Here is a 21,027-nt window from a genome sequence, read left to right on the forward strand (position 1 = left end):
CACATTTTCTAGGCAACAACGCAGCTCAAAAAACAGACACGCCTTCGTCGCCAGGCAAATCGGGGCACATGCTATCTACCCTCAAGACCCCGATGAACCCCGCCGGAACCCTTGCGAATGCCTTATACATCACAGAAGCTCTCACACAACACACCCGCCATGCCTATGACTGCTCCGGCAGTTATGCACAAATTGAGCGGGTTTTTTATGCCTGGTCGCTTTGTGTGAGGCCATTCACCACGCCTGCAATCGGCATCTCTACGCAGCTTGCGCTGCCAAGCAACAAGGCAAAGGCGCAAACCTGACCACACATTCTGTGGAACTGGTCTGCGAAGGTTCGGACAGTCGCAAAGTGATGAAACTAACCACCACATGACAGACGGTCTTTTTATGGTCCATATTCGGTCTAAAATGGCTTCCACTGAACATGGAGCCAGTCCAATGCGAGTAGAAACGATCAGCTACCTGAAACGCCATGCTGCTGACCTGGACCTGGAAGAACCCATGGTCGTGACACAGAACGGTGTGCCTGCCTATGTGGTCGAGTCCTACGCGGATCGCAAGCAACGGGATGAAGCCATAGCCTTGGTGAAACTGCTCGCCATCGGTTCCCGTGAGTATGCTCAGGGCAAACACAGCTCGGCCGAAGACCTCAAGACTCGCCTTCTCAAGAAATTTTCTGAGGAGTAATGGGTAGCGCATGAGTAAGCCGACCATACGCTTCACCCATTCCGCCTCTCAGAGCATCGAAGATCAAGTCCACCATCTGGCCGTCTATCACGGTACCGCAGCGGCACTTGAGAAAATCACCACACTGGTCGACACCATTGAGCACCGGCTGGCTGCCGCGCCCGTGGGTTACCCGGTCAGCCCACAAGCGAGCGGGCTGGGTGTCATGCAGTATCGTGAGCTGAATGTCGACGGGTACAGGGTGTTCTACGAAGTGATCGAAACCGACAATGCCATTGCCGTGGGGTTGGTTCTCAGGCAAAAGCAGAGTGTTGAACAGGCATTGATTCGGTATTGCCTGATTTACCCATTACCTTGATGAATTGGGGCTGCAAGGCAGCCCCAGGCGGTGTTGATCAGAACGCCGTACTAACGGTCAGCGAAAGGTTACGCGGGTCACCATAAATCGCCCCCGCATAGAACCCGTACTGGGTGTAGTAGTGCTTGTCGAACAGGTTGTTGGCATTAACGCTGACACTGGTGTCGTCAGTCAGCTGGTACTTGGCCATGGCATTCCAGATGGCATAACCCGACCAGTTCACGTCGGCGGTACCGTTGCTCACGCCATTGGTGGGCTGCCCTGCCGGGCTGGAGATGGCGCGGATGTTGGTTTGCGCGGTCACACCGGCACCCAGGGTCAGGCGGTCGAGCGGGCCGCTGAGGCGGTAGGTGGTCGAGGCCTTGAACAGGTGCGACGGGTCGCTGCGGCCGTCACTGTCAACGCGGCGGAAGTGCAGGTAGGTGTAGCCGGCATACACGTTCCAGTTCGGAGTCAGGGCGCCCGCGACTTCCAGGTCGATACCGTCGGTTTCCTGGCCGGAGCCGGCCTTGTAGGCGTTGCCACCGGTCGGGGTGGTCAGGTCGCCGTCCAGCACCGCTTTGTTTTCCTGCTTGGTGCGGAAGTACGCCGCCGAGGCGTTCAGGCGGCCGTCGAACCACTCACCCTTGATACCGGTTTCGTAGCTTTGACCACGAATCGGCTCCACCTTACTGCCGCTGCTGGTTTCAGACGTCTGCGGCGTGAAGATGTCGGTGTAGCTGGCGTACAGCGAGTAGTTGTCGTTCAGGTCGTATACCGCCCCCAGGTAGGGGGTGACGATGCCGTTTTCTTCCTGGCTACTGCGTGCACCGGCCACGCTGCGGGTGACAGAGGAGTAGTTGCTGGTGCGCACGCCGACGATCACCGACAACGGGTCAGTGATGCTCAGGCGGGTGGCGGCGTACATGCCCTGCAAGCGGGTGGTGGTTTTGCTGTGGCGGCCGGTGCGTGAGGCGATGATGTCGTAGTCGTCGTCCACGCCGTTACGCCAGTCGGTCAGCGGGAAGCCGTTGTTGGCGCGGAACTGGCAACCCAATGCAGGCGCGCTGGCCATGCCGTCGCCAACCATGGTGCAGGTGTACTCCGGCGACCAGCCCACGGTGCGGCTGTCGTTGTAGCCGACCATCGCCTGGTGGGTGCGGCCGAACAGCTCGAACGGGCCGGACAGGTCGATCTGGGCCGACTGTTGGGTGGTGTCGCTGGAGCTGTGCAGGCCGTTGAGTACTGCGCCGCTGCCGTCCTGGTCCCAGTAGCCGCCATAGGTGCCGCGCCCGGCCGAGTTGACCTTGGCCAGGCCACGGTGGTTCAGGGCTTCGGTAGTGGCCTGGGCGGCTTTCAGGTCCAGCGTCCAGTCGTTGTCGAAGCGGTGTTCCAGCGAGCCGAACGCGGTGCGCGTGGTGTACTCGCCAAAGCTCCAGCTGGGTACCACGTTGGTGCTGCGTGGCAGGTCAGTCTTGCTGCCGTCGCGGTACCAGATCGGGATGTTCGCGCCCCAGCCGCCGCCCACCACCTTGTTGTACTCGTACTGGTAGCCGGCACCGAGGGTGGTGGCGTCGTCCAGGTCGAATTCGAAGTTGGCCAGCGCGGCGCGGGAACGCTCGGACTGGTTGTCGCGGAACGAATTGGCGTCCTGCTGGGTCATGACAAAGCGCGAACGCAGGCGGCCATCCTCGGACAGCGGCAGGTTCAGGTCGGCGCCCAGGCGGCGTTTGTCCCAACTGCCGTAGGTGGCGTAGGCGCTGCCGCCGAAAGTTTTGGTGGGGGCCTTGCGGATCAGGTTGACGGTGGCCGAAGGGTCGCCGGTGCCGCCCAGCAGGCCGTTGGCGCCGCGCACGATGTCGATGCGCTCGTACAGGTCCATGTTCAGCGCGTTGCCGCTGCCGCTGAAGTCGGAGCCGCCCTGGGTCTGCAGGCCATCCACCTTCCAGTTGCTGATCGAGTAACCACGGGCACGGTAGTCGGTACGCCCACCCACTTCGGACTTGTTGGCCGTTACACCCGGCGTGGTTTCCAGCGCTTGCTCGATGGTGTGGATGTCGCGGTCATCCATCTGCTGGCGGGTGATGGTGGTGACCGACTGCGGCGTCTGCCGTGGCGTCAGCGCCAGGCCGGTAGAGCTGCGGGTGCTTTCGACCGTGTAACCCAACTGGCCGGCATCGTCGGCGGGCAGCAGGGCGCTGTCTTCGATCTGCGTGGCGTCCAGTTCCAGGGGTTTACTGTCGGCCGCCATGGCACCACCGCTAATGGCGACGGCGACGAAGAAGGCCAGCGGCTTGATGCGGTTGCCGCTTCGGCTGATAGGGGTGAAGGATTGCGGGATGCTCATGGGATTCATTTGGGAAGGCTTCGTATTTGCAGATGATTTTTTGTTAGGATTCTAGGGATCGGCCCTCCGGGCTCCAGACCCGACATGTACGGGGATGTAATTGAACGTAACGAGCGCCACCGGCCCTCACCAAACAGGTGTTTTTCCGCATGAGCACGACCCTGCTGGTTGTCGACGATGACGACGAGATCCGCGAACTTCTTTGTGACTACCTGACAGATGCCGGCTACAACGTGCTGGCCGCTGCCGACGGCCAGCAAATGCGCGACCAGCTGGCCCGGCACAAGGTGGAGCTGGTGGTGCTAGACTTGATGCTGCCGGGCGAAGATGGCCTCAGCCTGTGCCGCCAACTGCAAGCGACGCCGGGGCTGGCAGTCATCATGCTGTCGGCCAAGGGCAGCACGCTGGACCGCATCATCGGCCTGGAAGTAGGCGCCGACGACTACCTGGCCAAGCCTTTCGAGCCCCGTGAGTTGATCGCCCGGATCAAGGCCGTGCTGCGGCGCCCGCAACGGCTGGAGCCCTCTGTCGAAGAGCCTGCCGTGGTGGATGCCCAAGTGTTCGCGGGCTTCCGCCTGGAACATGTGAAGCGCCTGCTCACCCGCCCCGATGGCGAAACCCTGACCCTGCCGCGCTCCGACTACCGCGTGCTGCGCGAACTGCTGGAAGCCAACAACCGGGTCGTTTCGCGCGATCAGCTGACCCGCAGTGCGTTCGGCCGCGACCACCTGCCCGATGACCGTTCGGTGGACATGTGCGTCAGCCGCCTGCGCCAGCACCTGCGCCGCGCGCCGGCAGGTGCCGCGCAAATACTCACCATCCGCAATGAAGGCTACCTGCTGAGCATCGCCAGTAACGTGGCGGATGCCTGAGATGCGCTGGCTTCGCCGCCTGTGGCCACGTACCTTGTTTGGCCAACTGCTGCTGATCATGGTCAGCGGTACGTTGGTGATCCAGTTGATGTCGAGCAGCATCTGGTTCGATGTGCGTTTCGCGCAGGTACTCGAAGCCCCCATTCGGCTGATCGCTGCACGCAGTGCACCGCTCATTGCCCAGGCCGACTGCCACGCTGGCACGTTGCAGGTACCCGCCCACTACCACCTGCGTTGCGCCGAAACCTCGCCCACACCAACGCATGACGAACGTCGAGGGCGCAGGCGTGTCGAGCTGTTGCTGCATCAGGCCCTCAAATACGAACTGGGGCATGCCCAGGACGTGCGCCTGATAAAGGTGCAGCTAACCGATGAGCTGGGCCAACCAATCGTCTGGCGCAGCCTGTTCGGTCTGCGCACGGCCCAGGCGCATATCCAGTTCGCGGTGCCGTTGGCCGATGGCCATTGGCTGACCATCGACGGCCAGGAACTGCAAGGCTGGAGCGGCGAGTCGGCCTGGGTGTTGATCAGCGATTACCTGTTGCGGGTGTATGCACTGCGCATCGTCGCGGTGCTGCTGGTGTGCCTGATAGCCGTACGCCTGTGCTTGCGCCCCTTGCGGCGCTTGGCCGATGCCGCACGTGGCCTGGGTAGCAACCTTGAGCAAGCGCCTTTGGCACTGGATGGCCCGGAGGAAGTGCGCCAGGCTGCCCAGGCCTTCAATGCCATGCAGCAACGCCTGATTGCCATGGTCAACGACAAGGCCTACTTCCTGGCCGCCGTGTCTCACGACCTGCGTACCCCGCTGACCCGCATGCGCCTGCGCCTGGAGCGCCTGCCTGACGATGAGCACCGACAGCGTCTGCGGCAGAACATTACGCAGATGGACGACATGATCGGCCAGGTGCTCGACTACCTGCGCGCAGGTGAGCAGTTGAACCTGCAGCAAGTGGACCTGGACCGGCTGGTGACACGCCAGTGCGCTGAACTGGCTACCCCTGAAGAACCGCTACCGGTGCATGGCCAAGCGGGTCATTCACAGCTCGATGCCCTGCTGCTGCAGCGCTGCCTGCAAAACCTGCTGGTGAATGCGTTGCGATACGCCAGGGACGTTTCGGTCACACTGGAACGGGCTACCACGGGGGTGTTCATCCATATCGATGACCGTGGGCCAGGGATAGCGCCAGCGCTGCTAGCGACCATCACCGACCCGTTCGTGCGCGGTGAAGGGTCGCGTAACCAGGCTTACGGTGGGTATGGGTTGGGGTTGAGCATCGCTCAACGGATTGCCAGCAGCCATGGGGGGGAGCTGATGCTGGCAAATCGTGAAGGCGGTGGGTTGCGGGTCAGCATACTGCTGCCCATCTGAAGGCAGACGCGGTCCTACAGGGGACCGCGAGCGCTCTGGAATACGCAATCAGGTAACAGTCTTTTACCGATTACCCAGGTTTTCCCCTGCCCGCCTTTGCCTATCCTATGCCCGGTCATCCTGCCTGCGATGGACCCATGAAACACTCTCTGCCCAGCCGCTACGCCTGCCTTGCCATCTGCCTGTTGTTCAGCTTCGCCAGCCTGCCACTGCTGTCCCAGCATGCCTGGCTCTGGCCACTAACGCTGATCACCGCCCTGCTCAGCCTGGTCGGGCTGAACGACCTGCGCCAAAGCCACCACGCCGTGCGCCGCAACTACCCGATTCTGGGCAACATCCGTTACCTGATCGAAACCATCCGCCCGGAAATCCGCCAGTACCTGATCGAGGGTGACGACGACAAGCTGCCGTTCTCCCGTTCGCAACGCTCGCTGGTGTACGCCCGCGCCAAGAACGAAAGCGCCGAGAAAGCCTTCGGCACGCTCAACGACGCCTACAAGCCCGGCTTCGAGTTCATCAGCCATTCCATGCTGCCAGTGGCTACGCCAGACCCGGCATCGTTCCGCATCGCCATTGGCGGGCCGCAATGCCGCCTGCCTTACTCGGCCTCGATCTTCAACATCTCGGCCATGAGCTTCGGCGCACTCAGCGCCAACGCCATCGCCGCCCTGAACCGGGGTGCGCGCATGGGCCGTTTTGCCCATGACACCGGCGAAGGCAGCATCAGCCCGTACCACCGCGAACATGGCGGTGACCTGATCTGGGAGGTCGGCAGCGGCTACTTCGGTTGCCGCACCGAGGACGGCCGCTTCGACCCTCGACGCTTCGCCGAGCAGGCCCGCTCGCCGCAGGTGAAGATGATCGAGATCAAGCTCAGCCAAGGTGCCAAACCGGGCCACGGCGGCATTTTGCCAGGGCACAAGGTCAGCCCCGAAATTGCCGAAACCCGTGGTGTGCGCGTAGGCGAGGACTGCATCTCGCCGGCAGCGCACAGCGCCTTCCGCACACCAGTGGAATTGCTGCAGTTCGTTGCCAGCCTGCGTGAGCTGTCGGGTGGCAAACCCGTTGGCTTCAAGTTTTGCCTGGGCCACCCGTGGGAATTCATGGGTATCGCCAAGGCCATGCTGGCCACCGGTATCACCCCGGACTTCATCGTCGTGGATGGCAAGGAAGGCGGTACCGGCGCGGCACCCCGCGAGTTCAGTGACAACATCGGCGTGCCCATGCGTGAAGGCCTGATGTTCGTGCACAACACCTTGGTCGGCCTGAACCTGCGCTCCAGCATTCGCATTGGTGCGGCGGGCAAGATCGTCAGTGCCTTCGATATCGCCAGCGTGCTAGCCATCGGCGCGGACTGGGTCAATTCGGCACGCGGCTTCATGTTCGCCATTGGTTGCATCCAGTCGCAGAGCTGCCACACCAACAAATGCCCGACCGGTGTAGCCACGCAAGACCCGCTGCGCCAGCGTGCCCTGGTGGTGCCAGACAAGGCCGAGCGGGTAGCCAGCTTCCACCGCAACACACTGCATGCACTGGCCGAAATGCTGGCAGCTGCAGGGCTGGAGCACCCTTCGGAGCTTAAGCCCAAGCACCTGGCCCGGCGCATCAGCCCTAGCGAAATAGGGCTGTTTTCGGACCTGCATACGTTCCTCAAGCCAGGCGAACTGCTCAGTGGTTCGATTGAAAGCGAGTTTTATGCGCGCATGTGGCGGATGGCGCGCAGCGACAGTTTTGCGCCGGAAGCAGGAGAACTGATGCCCGCTGGGGCAAAAGCCGCGCGCCGAAAAGAAACAGCCCCGGCATAAGCCAGGGCTGTTCGATACATCAGATCAGGATCAGAAGATGCTGATCGGGTACTCGACGAATACGCGGACTTCGTTGCCGTCGTCGTTGTAACCGTTCTGCTGCACGGCATTGTTGGTACGCAGGAACGAGCTACGCAGCTTGATGGACAGGTCTTTGGCCGGGCCGTCCTGCACCACGTAACGGATCTGGTTGAAGATCTCGCGCTCTTTACCTTCGCCGAAGCCCTGCGGGTTGGCGACGTTGCGGGTGTTGATGTTGTCACCCACCACGTAGGCCAGCTTGTAGGTCAGGCCCGGGATGCCGTAGGCACCGAAGTCCAGGCCGTAGCCCAGCTGCCAGGAGCGCTCGTCTTCGGCGTTGAAGTCGGACCAGTACGAGTTGGCCAGGTAGATGGTCGAACCACCGTCACCCACGCCACCAGCGTTCTGGTAGAAGCCGTAGTTGTAACCGGTGCTGCCGGTGCTGCGCTGGTGGGCGAGGGTGAACGAGTGCGCACCGTACGCGTAAGTCGCAGCCAGGCTCCAGATGGTGTTGGAGTCGCCGTTCAGGCCAGCAGCCTGGACGTATTGCTTGTCGATGTCCGACTTGTAGCCGTTGAAGTCCAGGGTCAGGGACTGGTCGCTGGCAATCGGGAAGACGTAGTTCAAGCCCAGGTAGTGCTTCTTCATCACGTCTTCGGTGTCGGCGGTGTACAGCGAAGCGGTGAAGTTGTCGGTGAACTTGTAGCTACCACCGAAGACGTTGATCGACTTCAGACCGCCACTATCGCGGCCCTCGGCACTTTTGCGCGCTTCCTGGGTGAAGCGACCGGCGTTCAGTTCCAGGCCCTGGATCTCTTTGGAAGTGATCAGGGTACCGGTGTAGCTTTCTGGCAGCAGACGCGCATCGTCGTATTGCAGCACTGGCAGTGCTGGCATCTGGTCACCGTACTTCAGCACGGTGTTGGAGATGCGGAACTTCACTGCTGCACCGGCGCGGGCCAGGTTGTGCGGCGAGCTGGCGTTGCCTTCGGCGTTGGTGGTTTCGTGCGGCTTGAAGAAGTCGACGCCGCCGCCACCGTTGTGGCCTTTGCCGCCATCAAGGCGAACAGCGTACAGGCCGAATGCATCGACGCCCACCCCAACGGTGCCTTGGGTGAAACCGGAGTTGAAGGTGCCGATGAACGCCTGGCCCCATTCGATCTGGTCGTCGGTGCCGTGCTTCTTGTCACGGTTGATGTAGGCGTTGCGCAGAAGGACGTTGGCGTGGCTGTCCTCGATGAAGCCCTTGCTGTCGGCCTGGTCATTGGCCTGTGCCTGGGTCGCGGCGATCATTGCCAGGGCGACCAGGCTGATCCTGGTTTTCAACATGTTGTTTTCCTTATTTCTTAATCAAAAACGCTCTGCACTATGACGCCAGGAACCAACGCCCCTTCGTAGGTTCGACGCTATGCGGATCCAGCCTGGTGGGCCTGCCGGTACGTACACGGCGGCCCTTGGCAGCAGCTTGGCCAAGATCATGGCCAGCAGGCGTTGGCCGAATCCTAGCCGTGTGCGATTACAAATGTCAAAAAGTCGTGAAATGCAGGTTGATATAACCAAAATGACCGGTAGGTCTGGTGCATTTTCACGCCTGCTTGCGCTATCAGTGGGCAATTTATCTTGTGCCGGAAATTGCCTTTTGATCGATCGGACAAATTCCCGCAAGCCGCAAATCGCATGGCGGCGAAGCCTGTTACAAACAGACACATATGTAAAGACAAGCCTTTACAAATACCCAAGCAAGAGCAAATAGCAAGCATTACCATTCGCACCTCTTTTTCACCTGCCCGGTCCGGATGTGCCCATGCTTGTACCCTGCCGCCTTTCCCCCCTCACGCTTGGCCTGTCGCTGCTGTTCAGCGCCAGCCTGGCAAGTGCCGCCACCACCACGCTGCCGGAGTCGTCGGTTACCGCCGACAGCGAGCGCGAGAAGGACAACCCGCGTGTCAAAGAGGTGAGCACCGCCACCCGCACCTCCACGCCCGTGCGTTACGTGCCTCAGGCGATCGACACGGTGAAAACCGCCAACGTGCTGGACTACGGCAGCAACACCCTGGGCAAGGCGCTGGAAGGCATCCCCAACGTCAGCAGTGGCGCCGACACCCGTTTCGACAGCGTGCGCATTCGTGGCTTCGAAGCCAGCAACGACTTCTACCTGGATGGCATTCGCGACGACAGCCAGTACATCCGCGACCTGCACAACATCGAGCGAGTCGAGGTTCTGAAAGGGCCAGCGGCAGTGCTATATGGCCGTGGCAGCCAAGGGGGCATCGTCAACCGGGTCAGCAAGGCACCGGAACCAGGCCGCCGCTCGACCATCGAGGCACAAGCTGGCAGCGAAGACCTGCGCAGCCTGTATGCCGACCTCAGCGCCGACCCCAGCGACACCGTCAGCCTGCGCCTGAACATGGGCAACCAGGACAACAACAGCTTCCGAGACGGGATCGACGGCAGCCGCCAGTTGTTCGCCCCGTCGATCAGCTGGCAGATCAACCCCGACCTGAACTGGCTGGTGCAGTATGAATACAGCCGCTACAACCGCACCCCGGACCGCGGGATCCCCGGGGTCAACGGTCGCCCGGCCGACGTCAGCCGTGGTACCACCTACGGCGACCAGCGCGACTACATCGATGACCGCGCCCAGTCCCTGCGCTCACGCCTGAACTACCAGCTGAACGAAACCTGGCAGCTGCGCCATACCTTGGGCCTGTTCAAGCTCGACAGTGAGTTCGACAACACCTATGTCACGGGCTACAACGCCGGCACCAATGTCCTGACCCGCCAGCGCTGGCAGCAGGACCTGAACACCCGCAACCTGTTCAACAATCTGGAGGCTGAGGGCGATTTCGATACGTTGGGCCTGGAGCACAAGCTGCTGCTGGGCCTGGAGATCGGTAACCAGAAGCGTGACCCGGTGCTGTATACCGCCGGCAGTCAGTCGCTTCCGGGTTTGGGCAAACCCAGCAGCAACCAGCAGCACAATGGCAAGCTGTTGCTGTCGAGTGACAACCACACTGTGGTCGACAGCCGCGGCCTTTACCTGCAAGACCAGATCCGCCTGAGCGATCAATGGCAAATCCTGGCTGGCGTGCGCTTCGACCAGTTCGACGTGAAAACCACCAACAAGGACGGCATAAGCGAACCGCAGGACAGCAACGGTACCAGCCCGCGCCTGGGCGTGGTCTACACGCCATGGCGTGACCATTCGTTCTACGCTTCGTGGAGCAAAACCTTCTCGCCAGTGGGCGGCGGCCTGATCGGCATCACCCCGGATGCGCCGGGCAACGGCAACGACGCCAAGCCGGAAGAGACTCGCCAGAAAGAAATCGGGGTGAAAAGCGACTGGCTCGACCAACGCCTGACCACCACCCTGGCCGTCTACGAACTGGAACTGTACAACCGCCGCACCCGTGATCCGGAAAACCCTAACAACATCCTGCTCAGCGGCTTGCAGCGTTCACGCGGCATCGAGCTGACTGCCACCGGCAACATCGTCGGCAACTGGTATGTACGCGGCGGCATCGGCCTGCAGGACGCCATCATTGTCAAGGACAACAACGGCCAGGAAGGCAACCGCATCAACGATGTGGCCAAGCGCAATGGCAGCCTGTTCATCACCTGGAAACCGGAGCTGGGCTGGTATGCCGAAACCGGCCTGACGCTGGTGGGCGAGCGTTACGCGGACAACCAGAACACCACGGTGTTGCCGGGGTATGGCCGCTGGGATGCACTGGCGGGGTACCGCACCCATGACTGGGATGTGCGGGCGGCGTTGAGCAACATTGCCGATAAGACTTACTACAGTTCGGCGACCAGTGCTGCGCAGATCATGGTGGGAGATCCTCGCAGCCTGGTGGTGACGGGTAGCTACAGCTTCTGATCTCTATTGCCTGTACCGGCCTCTTCGCGGGCATGCCCGCGAAGAGGCCGGTACAGGTAATATCGATTCGATCAGTGCCACACCCCCATCAACGCCTGCATCTCTGCATCGCTGATCAGCCCCTGGGGGTAGCGCCCTGCAAGCAGCCGCTGTGGGTCGGTCGTCCTGACCTTGTTGCTTCCATGGTGCTTCAACCACTTCGCAACCAGCTTGAGCGATTGGTGATTCACTGCCGATGGGCGCAATGCCGACTCACTTGCTGCGTTCATTTCTACACGTACTCCCTGGCCCGTGAGCGGCAAATTTACGTAGGTATTGTTACAGATCCGAGAGCGCGGCCTGGCCGAGCTATCTATCTGAAAAACAATACAAAACGTATGCCACCCAGGCCTCCGGCCATCGCCCGAAAAAAAAGGCCCGTCACATGACGGGCCTCTTCATTCACCACGCGCTCAGCGCTTGACCGGCGCCGGCTGCTGCTGGGTCAGGCAGTGAATGTTGCCACCGCCCAGCAACAGTTCACGGCCAGGGATCATCACCACCTCGTGGTCGGGGAAGATCTTCGCCAGGATCGCTCTGGCTTCGGCATCTGCCGGGTCATCGAAGCTTGGCGCAATGATGCCGCCGTTGACGATCAGGAAGTTCACGTACGAACCGGCCAGGCGCACCGACGGGTCACGCTCCTGGCTACCGGCCACATGATCGACACCGGCACACTCTTCAGCCGTGGCGAACAGCGGGCCCGGAATCGGCATTTTATGCACGATGAACTCACGGCCCTTGGCGTCGCGGGTGTTCTTCAACACCTCCATGGCAGCGTGGCAGCGCACATAATTGGGGTCGTTGGAATCATCGGTCCAGGCCAGTAACACTTCGCCTGGGCGCACGTAACAGCAGAAGTTGTCGACGTGGCCGTCGGTTTCGTCGTTGTAGAGGCCATCCGGCAGCCACACCACAGTGTCGACCGCCAGCTGGTCGCGCAACACCGCTTCGATCTGCTCGCGGTTCAGATGCGGGTTGCGGTTACGGTTGAGCAGGCATTCCTCGGTGGTGATCACGGTGCCTTCACCGTCCACGTGAATCGAGCCGCCCTCAAGCACGAAGCCTTCGGTGTGGTAGCGCTGGCAGCGCTCCATTTCCAGCACTTTGGCGGCCAGTTCCTCGTCGCGGTTCCAGGGTGCATACAGGCCGCCATCGAAGCCGCCCCAGGCATTGAAGCCCCAGTCCACACCACGCACTTCACCCTGGTCGTTGATGACGAAGGTCGGGCCGGTATCACGCACCCAGGCGTCATCGTTGCTGATTTCGACTACGCGAATGTTCGGCTGGTCGAGCTGGCGGCGGGCATTTTCGTACTGGCCGGCAGAGGCTGCGACGGTCACAGGCTCGAAGCGGGCAATGGCCTTGGCCAAGGTGACGTGGGCTGCCTGGGCAGGCTTACCCCCCAGGCGCCAGTTGTCGGGGCGCTCCGGCCAGACCATCCACACCTGGGTTTGCGGGGCCCACTCGGCGGGCATGTGGAAACCATCGGCACGGGGCGTGGTGTTGAGGGTTTTCATGGGTGACCTCTGTGATGGCCCTGAGCCGGACTGTGCTGGGGCGTTTGTGAATTTATAACCGATATATATCGACATTTAAAGCCCGTCAGTCGGGACTTTTCCGCTAAAACGACAAACTTGTACCGATAACAATCGAGCCTAATCTGCCCTTGTCTGGTGCCGATAACAGTCTGACGTCTACCATAGCCACACCTTATGCATCCTGTTACAGCTCCCAGCGGAAAATTCCAGCGGGGCCGACTAGGGTCAATACTTGGGCAACGGGCCAGCGAGCCACTATGAACATCATTCCTACTGCAATACCTGAAGTACTGATTATCGAGCCGAAGGTTTTCGGTGACAGCCGTGGTTTTTTCTTCGAAGCATTCAACGCGCGTGAGTTCGCACGGCAAACCGGCGTGAATGCCGAATTCGTCCAGGACAACCACTCACGCTCCATCAAGGGTGTACTGCGCGGGCTGCATTACCAGGTGAAAAACACCCAAGGCAAACTGGTGCGCGTGGTGCAGGGGGAAATCCGCGATATCGCCGTGGACGTACGCAAAAGCTCGCCAACGTTCGGCCAATGGGTCGCCGTGCATCTGTCGGCCGACAATCACCGTCAACTGTGGATTCCACCTGGCTTCGCCCATGGCTTTGCAGTCATGAGCGAGTCGGCCGAGTTTCTCTACAAGACCACCGACTACTACAACCCGGACGCCGACCGCTGCATCCGCTGGGACGACCCCCAACTGGCAATCAACTGGGGGCTGCAGCAACCCCCGGTGCTATCAGACAAGGACAAGCTAGGGCTGCCACTCTCAGAGTCGGAACTGCTGCCTTAACTAGCGCATAATTGCGCCAGACTTTTCTGGCGCATTTACGTGATGATTGCAAAACCCACGCCCCCACGCCGTCCCCGCTGGCGCAGCCTGGCCCTGTTGGCCCTTTGCCTGGCCCCGCTCCTGTGGCCTCTGCACCACCTGGCCGAGCGTTACTACCAGGATGAACTGGCCTCGCAGAACCGCCAGACCCTCGACCTGTACGTCGCCAACCTGCTCGGCACCCTGCACCGTTATGAAACCCTGCCACAAATCCTTGGCGACCTGCCGGCGCTGCGGGGTGTACTGGCCGACCCGTTCCGCCTGGAAGCAGTAACCAACGCCAACCGCCTGCTAAAAGACATCGTGCAGCAGACAGGCGCCGAGGTGATGTACCTGATGGACATCAGCGGCAACACCCTGGCCGCGTCCAACTGGGACAAGCACGACAGCTTCGTCGGCCGCAATTTCGCCTTCCGCCCCTACTTCAACGAAGCCATGGCCGGCCACCTGGGCCGCTTTTTCGGCCAGGGCACCACCTCGGCCAAGCGCGGCTACTTCTTTGCCGCCGCCGTGCGCGACCGTGAGCGTGTCGTTGGCGTGCTGGTGGTGAAGGTTGACCTCGACCACACCGAGACCCTCTGGGGCCGTACCCCCGAGCAGCTGTTGCTGACCGACCACAATGGCGTGGTCATCCTCACCTCGCGGCCTGACTGGCGCTTCCGCGCTACCCGTGTGCTGACCGAAGCCGAACGCCAGGCCATCATCGCCATCCAGCCCTACCCAACCCAGGCACCGCAACCCCTGATGCTCAACCCGGATGCCTGGATCACCCAGACCCGCGATATCAAGGAAACCGGTTGGCAAGTGAGCATTCTCGCCCCTCGCCTACTGGTCGACCGTTCGGTACAGACGGTAATGGCCATCGGCGCAGGCACCCTGCTGGTGGTGATGCTGTTGGCCGGGCTGGTGATGCAGCGGCGCCGCCACTACATCGACCGTATCGACTTCGAGGCCCGTGGCCGCCAGCAGCTGGAAAAGCGTGTGGCCGAACGTACGGCCGACCTCGAAGGCCTCAACTCCCGCCTCAAAAGCGCCGTGCTGGAGCGCGAGAACGCTCAGCAGGAAGCGGTGCGTGCCCAGGACGAACTGGTGCAGGCCGGCAAGCTGTCGGTTCTCGGCACCATGTCGGCCAGCATCAGCCATGAGCTGAACCAGCCACTGGCGGCCATCCGCAGTTACGCGGAAAACGCCGAGATCCTGCTCGACCACCAACGCACCGAAGACGCCCGCGGCAACCTCAAGCTGATTGGCGAACTGACCGGGCGTATGGCCTCGATCATTGCCCACCTGCGCGCCTTCGCCCGCCGCGACCGGCACGCCCCGGAGAGCGTAGCCCTGCAGCCTGCCCTGGACGATGCCCTGGCGCTGCTGGCCAAGCGCCGCCGGGCCATGGCCGTGGAGCTGATCCGCGACCTACCCGAGGCCACCTTGTGGGTACAAGCCGGCGAAACCCGCCTGCGCCAGGTATTGGGCAACCTGCTCGCCAACGCACTCGACGCCCTGACCGAAAAAGCCAACCCGCGCCGCTTGTGGCTAAGTGCCGAGCAACGTGATGACTGCGTCTACCTGTACATCCGCGACAACGGCCCCGGCTTCAGCCGCCAGGCCCTGGAGCACGCCAAGGAGCCATTCTTCACCACCAAGACCCGCACCCAGGGCCTGGGCCTGGGTCTGGCCATCTGCGAAAGCCTGATGCGTGCACTGGGCGGTGAACTGCTGCTGGCCAACCACCCGGAAGGGGGCGCGCTGCTGACCTTGCAGCTGCGCGTGGCCGCACCTGGCGCTACTTTGCCTAATTCGGAGGACCCCTCGGCATGACCACCGAGACACTGATCGACAGCCGAGCCCAGGTCATCCTGGTCGACGATGACCCGCACCTGCGCCAGGCACTGAGCCAGACCCTGGACCTGGCCGGCCTCAAGGTGGTCGCCCTGGCCGATGCCCAAGGCCTGGCCGACCGTATCGAGGCCGATTGGCCCGGCGTGGTGGTCAGCGACATTCGCATGCCCGGCATCGATGGCTTGCAACTGCTGGAGCAATTGCATGGCCGCGACAGTGAGCTACCGGTGCTGCTGATTACCGGCCACGGCGATGTGCCGCTGGCGGTGCAGGCAATGCGAGCCGGGGCTTATGACTTTCTGGAAAAACCCTTTGCCACAGATGCCCTGCTCGACAGCGTGCGCCGCGCCCTGGCCCTGCGCCGCCTGGTGCTGGACAACCGCAGCCTGCGCCTGGCGCTGAGCGACCGCCAGCAACTGGCCACCCGACTGGTAGGCCATTCACCGTCCATGCTGCGCCTGCGTGAACAGATCGGCGCCTTGGCCGGTACCCGCGCCGATGTGCTGATTCTGGGTGAAACCGGCGCCGGCAAGGAGGTAGTGGCCCGCGCCCTGCACGATCTGTCCAGCCGCCGCGAGGGGCCGTTCGTGGCAATCAATGCCGGCGCGCTGGCCGAGTCGGTGGTCGAGAGCGAACTGTTCGGCCATGAGCCCGGTGCGTTCACCGGCGCGCAGAAGCGCCGCATCGGCAAGTTCGAGTTTGCCAACGGCGGCACGCTGTTCCTCGACGAAATCGAGAGCATGAGCCTGGATGTGCAGGTAAAGCTGCTGCGCATGCTGCAAGAGCGGGTAGTCGAACGCCTGGGCGGCAACCAGTTGATCCCGCTGGACATCCGCATCATCGCCGCGACCAAGGAAGACCTGCGCCAGTCTGCCGACCAAGGCCGCTTCCGCGCTGACCTGTACTACCGCCTGAACGTGGCACCGCTGCGTATTCCACCGTTGCGCGAACGCGGCGACGACATTCTGGTGCTGTTCCAGCACTTCGCCGACGCTGCCAGCCAGCGTCATGGCCTGCCACCGCACACCCTGCAACCGGCCCAGCGCGCCGTGCTGCTGCGCCACGACTGGCCAGGCAATGTACGCGAGCTGCAGAACGCGGCCGAACGCTTCGCCCTTGGCCTGGAACTGGCCCTGGACGGTCAGGCGCCACCGGCAGCGGTACCTGCAGCGCCCGTGCTGATTGGCAACCTGAGCGAGCAGGTCGAGCAGTTCGAACGCTCGCTGATCGCTGCCGAACTGGCCCAGCCACACAGCTCCATGCGCAGCCTGGCCGAGGCGCTGGGCATCCCCCGCAAGACCCTGCACGACAAGCTGCGCAAGCACGGCTTGAGCTTTGACGGCGGCAGCGGCGGGCATGACGACCATGAGGACAACCGTTGATGAACACCGATAGCCAATACCTGCAATCCGTCCTGCACAGCGACATCCCCCTGACCCGCGAAATGGGGCTTGAAGTACTCGACTGGCAGCAGCACACCCTGCGCCTGCAATTGCCACTGGCGGCCAACGTCAACCACAAGAGCACCATGTTCGGCGGCAGTTTGTACTGCGCAGCAGTGCTGGTGGGTTGGGGCTGGCTGCACCTACGTCTGCGTGAGCTGGGGATCGATGACGGGCATATCGTCATCCAGGAGGGGCAGATCAGTTACCCGCTGCCGGTTACCGGTGCAGCGGTAGCGCGCTGCGCGGCGCCGGATGAGAAAACCTGGGAGCGGTTCGTGAATATGTACCAGCGTCGCGGGCGGGCGCGGTTGACGCTGGAGACCACGGTGAGCAATGTCGGGAGTGACGAGCCCGCAGTCAGGTTCAACGGGCAGTACGTGTTACATCGCTGAGGCAAGCTGAATCAGCGCCTGGCGCCAGCTGGCAGCGCCAGGCAAGGCCAGGAAGAAGGGGTTGAGCAGGGACTCACGCGCCGGGTAGCGAAACGGCTTACCGTCAAGGCCAATCACATCGCCCCCGGCCCCTTCCAGCACGCCTTGTGCCGCAGCAGTATCCCACTGCGAAGTCGGCGCCAGGCGTGGATAACAATCGGCACTACCCTCAGCCAACAGGCAAAACTTCAGCGAACTGCCAATATTGGTCAGCTCCAGCTCGCCCACCGCAGCCCCCAGCCCGGCCAACAGCGCCTCCTGCTCCGGGCTGGAGTGCCGACGGCTGGCAACCACGGTGAAACGCTCGCCCACAGCGGGTGCGTTACGCACCTGGATCGGCTGTGCTGCCTCACTGGCCTCCGCACGCCAAGCCCCAAACCCGCGCCCACCAAAGTAGCAGCGCCCATTGGTCGGCATCGACACCACGCCAAACACCACCTCGCCGTTTTCAACCAGGGCGATGTTGACCGTAAATTCCTCACTGCCCGCAATGAATTCCTTGGTGCCATCCAGCGGGTCGACCAGCCACCAGCGGCTCCAGCCCTGGCGCTCGGCCAGCGGAATATTGCAGTCTTCTTCGGACAACACCGGAATGTGCGGGGCCAGCGCCAACAGGCCATCGGCAATTACCCGGTGCGCTGCCAGATCGGCGGCGGTTACCGGCGAGTCATCAGCCTTGTTGGTAACCGCCACATCGGCACGCCAGAACGGCAGGATCGCCTCGCCCGCCGTCAGCGCCAGCTTGACCACTTCATGCATCAGTTGCAGGTCGTTCATAGCTCCAGCAGCCCCCGCTGGATCAGCAGGTCACGCGCCAGGTACAGCGCCGCCAAGGCGCGTCCTTCGGTGAACTGCGGGTGCATGGCCAATGCCGACAGCTCACGCAGGTTGACCTTGTCGACCCGCATCGGCTCCGGCTCGTCGCCTTCCAGGCGTTCTTCGTACAGGTCGCTGGCCAACACCACCTGGATCTTCTGGCTCATGTAGCCCGGCGACAGCGACAGCTCGGTCAGGTGCTCCAGCTGACGCGCGCCAAAACCGGCTTCTTCCTTGAGCTCCCGGTCGGCGGCCGCCAGCACGTCTTCGCCCGGTTCGATCAGGCCTTTGGGCAACGACAGCTCGTACTCATCGGTGCCACCGCAGTATTCCTCCACCAGCACAGCGTGCTCGGCGTCGAGCATGGCCACGATCATCACCGCACCATAGCCGTTACCCCGACCCACCAAACGCTCGTAGGTACGTTCGTTGCCATTGCTGAAGCGCAATTGCACGGCTTCGACGCGAAACAGGCGGCTGCTGGCGACGATTTCGCGGCTGAGGACGGTGGGTTTCTGGCGCATGGGGCGGCTCCTTGGCGTGAACGGGTTACTATACCGTGGCTTGCCGACTGAACGAGAGTTTCCCATGCCTGTTCTTCCCTGGTCTGCCATCGATACCGTCCTGCTGGACATGGACGGCACCCTGCTCGACCTGCACTACGACAACCGCTTCTGGCTGGAGCATCTGCCCCAACGCTATGCCGAGCTGCACGGGGTAAGCCGGACCATGGCGGAAATGGAGCTGCAGCCGCTGTTCGAACGCAATGCCGGCACGCTGAACTGGTATTGCCTGGACTTCTGGAGCCGCGAGTTGCGCCTGCCGATTCGCGAGCTGAAGCAGGAAATCGCCGACCTGATTGCCCTGCGGCCGGATGCCGATACTTTCCTGGCGGCGATTCGCCAAGCCGGCAAGCGGGTGGTGATGATTACCAATGCGCACCGCGACTCGCTGTCGCTGAAGCTGGAGCGGGTGGAGCTGGCGCCGTATTTCGAGCGGCTGATCAGCTCACACGATTATGGCTACCCCAAGGAAAGCCCGCAGTTCTGGGATGCCTTACAGGCGGATATCGGCTTTGAGCCGGGGCGCAGCCTGTTTATCGATGACACGTTGGCGATTTTGCGCAGTGCGCGGCGGTTTGGTGTGGGGCATTTGTTGGCGGTTCGCCAGCCGGACAGCAAGGCAGAGCCGCGGGATACCGAGGAGTTTGCCGCGGTCGAGGATTACCGGGAATTGTTGGTCGGCCTGTGAGGGCCTCTTCGCGGGCAAGCCCGCGAAGAGGCCCTCACAGGCTGTGAAGATCAGTCAGGAATACGCAGCACCTGCCCCGGATAGATCTTGTCCGGGTGCGACAGCATCGGCTTGTTGGCCTCGAAGATCTTGTTGTACTGGTTGGCATTACCGTACACCACCACAGAAATGGCCGACAGCGTGTCGCCCTTCTTCACCGTAACAAACCTGGCCGCCGCAACCACCGGCCCGGTCACGGTGATCTGGTCATCCACGCTGGCCACGCCATTGATGTTGCCGGCGGCGAGAATGATCTTCTCCTTCTCCTCCTGGCTGGCCACCTCACCCTTGAGGATAATCTTGTCACCCTCTACCGTGGCACTGATGTTCGGGTTACCCAGGCCGACACTTTCCACGTGTTTCTTCAACTGCTCTTCGGCATTGGCGTTACCGGGGGTCAGCAGGTCGATCAACTTCTCGCCGGCTTCCTTCACGAAACTGAACAGGCTCATTGCGTTCTCCTTGTTGACGAAACCTCGGACACACGAGTCTAGGCCAGCTTTTCCACTCCCGCCCCTGTGCGACCAATCGACGCGGTCTATCACGGCATAGACCCTAGCGATTAGACGCCGCCGGCCCGCAAGCCTAGGCTTGTGCTATCAGAAAGCCGCCGGTATTCAACGCCTCCGATGAACAGCAAACCTCCGGTCTGCACGGCCTCATCGCCCTTGTCCATGCCCGCCGCCAGCAACACCTATGATTACGTTCAGCTCAACGACGCTAAACGTGACAGCACGCCGCTGGCCGAAGAAGTAGCCCTGGCCATCGTCTACAACGGCCTCAACCAGGCAGTGATGCTGGTCAGCCCCACCGACCTGGAAGACTTCGCCGTAGGCTTCAGTTTAGGTAGCGGCATTGTCGAAGGCACGGCCGAAATCTACGACCTCAAGCTCTCCGGCAGCGGCTCGGCCATGTACGCCGACTTGGAAATATCCAGCCGCGCCTTCTGGAACCTGAAAAACCAGCGCCGCCAACTGGCCGGCACCAGTGGTTGTGGCCTCTGCGGGGTCGAAGCACTGGAGCAGGCCCTGCCGGACCTGGCCGTACTGCCCGGTGCACCCTTGCCCCCGGCCCAGTGGCTGGTCCGCCTGCGCGAGCGCATCGATGCCTTCCAGCCGCTGGGCCAGCATTGCGGCGCCGTACATGCTGCGCTGTTCATGGACCGTCATGGCGAATTGCTGCTCGGCCGCGAGGACATCGGCCGGCACAACGCCCTCGACAAGCTGATCGGCGCACTGCTGCGCCAAGGCATCGACAGCCAGGGCGGCCTGGCCATCGTCACCAGCCGCTGCAGCCTGGAGCTGATCCAGAAGGTGCTGCGTGCAGGCATCCAGACCCTGGTCAGCCTGTCGGCGCCCACCGGCCTTGCCCTGCAATGGGCGCGCAAGCACAACCTCAACCTCATCCATTTGCCCAAGCACAGCGCACCGCGGGTCTACAGCCCAGCGGCGGAGTCGTAACAG

Annotated in this window: 20 protein-coding genes; 13 read left to right on the forward strand and 7 right to left on the reverse strand. The window is 62.2% G+C overall.

Going from position 1 to position 21,027, the window contains the following annotated elements; genetic code table 11:
• The 3 genes from APH36_RS32190 to APH36_RS26140 form a co-directional block, all read left to right on the forward strand.
• A partial coding sequence (locus APH36_RS32190; protein WP_218187332.1) for a hypothetical protein occupies window positions 1–305 on the forward strand: 305 nt, incomplete at its 5' end.
• Window positions 306–441: 136 nt separating this feature from the next.
• Window positions 442–690, forward strand: coding sequence for a type II toxin-antitoxin system Phd/YefM family antitoxin (locus tag APH36_RS26135; protein WP_025754068.1), 249 nt, complete (start codon window positions 442–444; stop codon window positions 688–690).
• Between the two features lie 10 nt (window positions 691–700).
• Window positions 701–1,048, forward strand: coding sequence for a type II toxin-antitoxin system RelE/ParE family toxin (locus APH36_RS26140; RefSeq protein WP_060501213.1), 348 nt, complete (start codon window positions 701–703; stop codon window positions 1,046–1,048).
• A gap of 37 nt (window positions 1,049–1,085) precedes the next feature.
• Here the strand turns inward: APH36_RS26140 and APH36_RS26145 are convergent, their stop codons facing one another.
• Window positions 1,086–3,383, reverse strand: coding sequence for a TonB-dependent siderophore receptor (locus APH36_RS26145; RefSeq protein WP_060501215.1), 2,298 nt, complete (start codon window positions 3,381–3,383; stop codon window positions 1,086–1,088).
• Between the two features lie 140 nt (window positions 3,384–3,523).
• Here APH36_RS26145 and APH36_RS26150 point away from each other — a divergent pair, with 140 nt between their 5' ends.
• The 3 genes from APH36_RS26150 (at window position 3,524) to APH36_RS26160 (ending at window position 7,420) form a co-directional block, all read left to right on the forward strand.
• Complete coding sequence (locus APH36_RS26150; RefSeq protein ID WP_060501217.1) at window positions 3,524–4,246, forward strand: response regulator; 723 nt, start codon at window positions 3,524–3,526, stop codon at window positions 4,244–4,246.
• 1 nt (window position 4,247) lies between these two features.
• The gene (locus APH36_RS26155) at window positions 4,248–5,615 is read left to right on the forward strand and encodes an ATP-binding protein (RefSeq protein WP_060501219.1); all 1,368 of its coding nucleotides are present in this window, start codon (window positions 4,248–4,250) and stop codon (window positions 5,613–5,615) included.
• A 137-nt stretch (window positions 5,616–5,752) separates the two neighbouring features.
• The gene (locus APH36_RS26160; RefSeq protein WP_060501221.1) at window positions 5,753–7,420 is read left to right on the forward strand and encodes an FMN-binding glutamate synthase family protein; all 1,668 of its coding nucleotides are present in this window, start codon (window positions 5,753–5,755) and stop codon (window positions 7,418–7,420) included.
• Between the two features lie 30 nt (window positions 7,421–7,450).
• Here the strand turns inward: APH36_RS26160 and APH36_RS26165 are convergent, their stop codons facing one another.
• Entirely contained in the window at window positions 7,451–8,770 is a 1,320-nt protein-coding gene (locus APH36_RS26165; protein WP_060501223.1) for an OprD family porin, read from the reverse strand.
• 475 nt (window positions 8,771–9,245) lie between these two features.
• Here APH36_RS26165 and APH36_RS26170 point away from each other — a divergent pair, with 475 nt between their 5' ends.
• Window positions 9,246–11,321 carry a TonB-dependent siderophore receptor gene (locus APH36_RS26170; protein WP_060501225.1) on the forward strand — a complete coding sequence of 692 codons (2,076 nt, stop codon included), beginning with the start codon at window positions 9,246–9,248 and terminating at the stop codon, window positions 11,319–11,321.
• A gap of 71 nt (window positions 11,322–11,392) precedes the next feature.
• Here the strand turns inward: APH36_RS26170 and APH36_RS26175 are convergent, their stop codons facing one another.
• Both APH36_RS26175 and aguA read right to left on the reverse strand, forming a co-directional pair.
• Window positions 11,393–11,590, reverse strand: coding sequence for a hypothetical protein (locus APH36_RS26175; RefSeq protein WP_060501227.1), 198 nt, complete (start codon window positions 11,588–11,590; stop codon window positions 11,393–11,395).
• A gap of 183 nt (window positions 11,591–11,773) precedes the next feature.
• A complete protein-coding gene (gene aguA, locus APH36_RS26180) occupies window positions 11,774–12,880 on the reverse strand; it encodes an agmatine deiminase (RefSeq protein ID WP_060501229.1) in 1,107 nt (368 codons plus the stop codon).
• A gap of 278 nt (window positions 12,881–13,158) precedes the next feature.
• Between aguA and rfbC the strand changes: the two genes are divergently transcribed.
• The 4 genes from rfbC to APH36_RS26200 are packed head-to-tail and all read left to right on the forward strand — an operon-like array spanning window position 13,159 to window position 17,419.
• The gene (gene rfbC, locus APH36_RS26185) at window positions 13,159–13,704 is read left to right on the forward strand and encodes a dTDP-4-dehydrorhamnose 3,5-epimerase (protein ID WP_060501231.1); all 546 of its coding nucleotides are present in this window, start codon (window positions 13,159–13,161) and stop codon (window positions 13,702–13,704) included.
• 42 nt (window positions 13,705–13,746) lie between these two features.
• Window positions 13,747–15,561, forward strand: coding sequence for an ATP-binding protein (locus tag APH36_RS26190; protein ID WP_060501232.1), 1,815 nt, complete (start codon window positions 13,747–13,749; stop codon window positions 15,559–15,561).
• Entirely contained in the window at window positions 15,558–16,964 is a 1,407-nt protein-coding gene (locus APH36_RS26195; RefSeq protein WP_060501234.1) for a sigma-54 dependent transcriptional regulator, read from the forward strand. Before APH36_RS26190 ends, APH36_RS26195 begins: the two co-directional genes overlap by 4 nt.
• Window positions 16,964–17,419 (forward strand): YiiD C-terminal domain-containing protein, encoded by a 456-nt coding sequence (locus APH36_RS26200; RefSeq protein ID WP_060501235.1) that lies wholly within the window; start codon window positions 16,964–16,966, stop codon window positions 17,417–17,419. The genes APH36_RS26195 and APH36_RS26200 overlap by 1 nt, the downstream gene beginning before the upstream one ends.
• On the opposite strand, the gene cysQ is transcribed toward APH36_RS26200, so the two are convergent.
• Together cysQ and nudE are read right to left on the reverse strand one after the other, a co-directional pair.
• Window positions 17,408–18,235: a 3'(2'),5'-bisphosphate nucleotidase CysQ gene (gene cysQ / locus APH36_RS26205; RefSeq protein WP_060501237.1), complete on the reverse strand. Its 828-nt coding sequence runs from the start codon at window positions 18,233–18,235 to the stop codon at window positions 17,408–17,410. The genes APH36_RS26200 and cysQ overlap by 12 nt on opposite strands.
• On the reverse strand, window positions 18,232–18,798 hold the full coding sequence (gene nudE / locus APH36_RS26210) for an ADP compounds hydrolase NudE (RefSeq protein ID WP_060501240.1): 567 nt from the start codon (window positions 18,796–18,798) through the stop codon (window positions 18,232–18,234). Before nudE ends, cysQ begins: the two co-directional genes overlap by 4 nt.
• Before the next feature lie 64 nt (window positions 18,799–18,862).
• On the opposite strand from nudE, the gene yrfG reads away from it, so the two are divergent.
• On the forward strand, window positions 18,863–19,525 hold the full coding sequence (yrfG, locus tag APH36_RS26215) for a GMP/IMP nucleotidase (protein ID WP_060501242.1): 663 nt from the start codon (window positions 18,863–18,865) through the stop codon (window positions 19,523–19,525).
• A gap of 50 nt (window positions 19,526–19,575) precedes the next feature.
• On the opposite strand, the gene lysM is transcribed toward yrfG, so the two are convergent.
• Window positions 19,576–20,016 carry a peptidoglycan-binding protein LysM gene (gene lysM, locus APH36_RS26220; RefSeq protein ID WP_060501244.1) on the reverse strand — a complete coding sequence of 147 codons (441 nt, stop codon included), beginning with the start codon at window positions 20,014–20,016 and terminating at the stop codon, window positions 19,576–19,578.
• A gap of 177 nt (window positions 20,017–20,193) precedes the next feature.
• On the opposite strand from lysM, the gene fdhD reads away from it, so the two are divergent.
• Window positions 20,194–21,024: a formate dehydrogenase accessory sulfurtransferase FdhD gene (gene fdhD / locus APH36_RS26225; protein ID WP_060501246.1), complete on the forward strand. Its 831-nt coding sequence runs from the start codon at window positions 20,194–20,196 to the stop codon at window positions 21,022–21,024.
• Window positions 21,025–21,027 lie beyond the last annotated feature (3 nt).

Origin of the sequence: Pseudomonas sp. NBRC 111133, from assembly GCF_001320605.1 — a bacterium.
GTDB lineage: Bacteria > Pseudomonadota > Gammaproteobacteria > Pseudomonadales > Pseudomonadaceae > Aquipseudomonas > Aquipseudomonas monteilii.